Here is a 2,512-nt window from a genome sequence, read left to right as displayed (position 1 = left end):
GCCTGTTCGGACAGCGGGGGTGCTCCGGGCTGCAGGACGGGCCCGATCGCCTGGACCGACCGCGCCTGCGAGGCCGACCGTCGGGTGACGCATCGCCACATCCAGCCCGCCGCAACATGTGTACTGCATCCGCGCCCCCCGGAGGACGGCCGTGCATCACCGTTCCCGTTCACCCGAGAAGCCCAGAGGCGCCGGTTTCGGTGCCGGTTCCGGTGCCGCCTGTGGCCTGGCACTGGTGTTGGCGTTGGGCGCCTCTCCCGCCCTGGCCGCGCCGGCGGGTCCGGCTGCCGAGTCCGACCGGTTCCCGGCGTGGTGGCGGGGGAGGGCACCGCCATTCCGCACCTGGTGACCGGACTCGCCGTAGCGGAGCCCGGTAGTCCGGCCGAGGCGGCCCGGGTCCGTCTCGCGGCCTGTTCCGGCCGCTACCGGATCGGCACCGCGCGGCTGACGGAGCTTGCCGTCGCGTACGCGGCCGAGGGTCGTGGCACCGTCAGGATCCGGCGGTAACGCGGCGGTGGCCGGTGCTGGGCGGTCAGGATCTCGTCCACCTGGTCGGCGAGGGCGCGGGTCGCACGGTGGAGTCGCTCGGCGGCAAGTACTTCACCGGGCCGACCGCCCCGACCACCCCGTCCGTGTCGGACGGGGTACTGCGCGGGCCGGCGCTCGACTCGCTGACTGACCGGGGCGCCGGGAGGGGCCCACGGCGGAGGGCGGCGGCCGGGTCGTCCTGCCGGGCGGCGGCGGGCGGCGCGCGGCGCTTCATCGGCCGCGCGACCGATCCGGCCACCGGGGCGCCGCTGGTCCGCGAGGTCTTGGTGGACGCCGTGCACGGCGTGGTCGCCCTCGCTACCGCGCGTTTTGGGGCCCGGTGACGGGCCGGACGCCGGTCTCCTCCCCGGGCCCCGACTTCCCGGGCCCCGACTTCCCGGGCCCCGACTTCCGGGCCCCGACTTCCCGGCCTCGGCCGGCGCCAGCGGTGCGACCTGTGCCCACCTCAACGCCGCTGCCGCGTACGACCTCTTCCGCGACCGGCTCGGCCGGAACGACCTGGACGGCAAGGGCGGCCCGATCGTCGCGGTAGTCGACACGAGCGCCGCCGGCCGGCCGTACTCGAACGCCTGCTGGGACGGGGAGAAGATGGTCTAGGGCAACGGCGACGCCGAAGAGCGCCCGTTCTCCGCGGCCGTGGACGTGGCCGGGCACGAGCTGACCCGCGCCGTCGTCCGGAACACCGCCGCCCCGGACGTCTCGGTCGACCCCGGGGCGATGAACGAGGCCCTGGCCGACTACCTCGGCAACGCCGTCGAGGTCACCACCCGCGGCATCCCGACGACCGACCCCAGGGCCTGTGGGGAGGACGTCACGGGTCAGGTCGCCCCGGTGACCCGCAGCGCCTGGCCAGTGAGGTCGGTCCGCAGAAGCTGAACTGGTTCTGTTCACGAGTTCCGACGGCAGATGTACACCACTTCGGGAGGCACCGCGCCCGGGCCGTGGTCGATGTTCACGAGAACGGGAGGCACCTCGTCGACCTTCCCGCCGGACGGCCGGAACCAGGCATCGAAATGGCCGTGCGCCGACGTCAGCGGCCCCTAGGGTGGTCGGATGTTCGATCATTTGGAGATCGTGGTGTTGCCGCCGGGACCCCGGTTCCCTGCCCAGGTGCGGTTCCGGGTCAACGGCGAGGACGTGGTCGGAGAGGCGGTTCGCGAAGGAGGCCGCGGACCTTACGCGGGTGATGTGCTGCCAACCGGCCGCCCCGGCCCTCTTCGGGCGACCGACGAGGCGCGCCGCCTGGAACTGGGGGAACCGGAGTGCACCGGTGGCTGCTGTGGCTTCCTGACCGTGGTCGTGCAGCGGTTAGGGGAGATCGTGCAGTGGTCGGACTGGGAGATGCCGCGGGAGTCTCTGCTCGACCCCGATCCCTGCCCTCTGCCGGAGTTCCACTTTGACGCGAGTCAGTACGACGCCGAACTGGCCCGCGCCGAGGCGGACCGTTCGTGGCAGGCGCGACTGTAGCCCAGCACCGCGCGACCCCACCCGGCCGCAGGCTCTCATCGGTCCTGCGGCCGGGTCGGCGGAAACTGTCTGGCAAGCCCGGGTGCTGTCGAAGCTCGTGAACATTCCGGCCGGACTGCGACCGCTCCACCTCCCGAACCGACGTCGAAGTGCTGCCCGTTCTCGTGAACAGAGCCACTGAACCCTCGTCGCGTTCCGGGACGACCCCGCTGGAGGGGCTCACCGCGCGCATCGAGTCCGGCGCAAGCGGCCCCGGTACCTGAGGCGGAGCGGGCCCGGGCCCGGGAGGTCGGCGGTCGCCGTTCGCGCGCGGGGGCCGCCCGCAGGCGGGTGGCGCGGCTCCTGCCGCGCCACCCGTTGATCACGCCGTGGCCGGGTGCTGCGGAGCGGGCTCGGGGGTGATGCGGGAGCGGCGGCCGGGGTGTGTCCGGCCGTCTTCGGGCCCGTGTCGCTCTGGGCATCAGCAGGGCACCACCACGCTGCTGCTGATGGGGTG

4 protein-coding genes are annotated in these 2,512 nt (G+C 73.7%); all 4 read left to right on the top strand.

Features of this window, described 5'->3' with window-relative positions; translation table 11 throughout:
- Positions 1–521: 521 nt before the first annotated feature.
- The 4 genes from SM793_RS36270 to SM793_RS36255 all read left to right on the top strand — a co-directional run bounded on the left by SM793_RS36270 (position 522) and on the right by SM793_RS36255 (position 2,016).
- The gene (locus SM793_RS36270) at positions 522–872 is read left to right on the top strand and encodes a hypothetical protein (RefSeq protein ID WP_320443402.1); all 351 of its coding nucleotides are present in this window, start codon (positions 522–524) and stop codon (positions 870–872) included.
- Positions 859–1,146, top strand: a complete 288-nt coding sequence (locus SM793_RS36265; RefSeq protein WP_320443401.1) for a hypothetical protein — start codon at positions 859–861, stop codon at positions 1,144–1,146. The genes SM793_RS36270 and SM793_RS36265 overlap by 14 nt, the downstream gene beginning before the upstream one ends.
- Positions 1,147–1,185: 39 nt before the next feature.
- On the top strand, positions 1,186–1,425 hold the full coding sequence (locus SM793_RS36260; RefSeq protein ID WP_320443400.1) for a hypothetical protein: 240 nt from the start codon (positions 1,186–1,188) through the stop codon (positions 1,423–1,425).
- A gap of 177 nt (positions 1,426–1,602) precedes the next feature.
- Positions 1,603–2,016: a hypothetical protein gene (locus SM793_RS36255; RefSeq protein ID WP_320443399.1), complete on the top strand. Its 414-nt coding sequence runs from the start codon at positions 1,603–1,605 to the stop codon at positions 2,014–2,016.
- The last annotated feature ends 496 nt before the right edge of the window (positions 2,017–2,512 follow it).

It is taken from the genome of Kitasatospora purpeofusca (assembly GCF_034043715.1).
GTDB classification, from domain to species: Bacteria; Actinomycetota; Actinomycetes; order Streptomycetales; family Streptomycetaceae; genus Kitasatospora; species Kitasatospora purpeofusca_A.
Note: the sequence above shows the minus strand (reverse complement) of the source record. Positions and strands in the feature narration are given on the sequence as shown.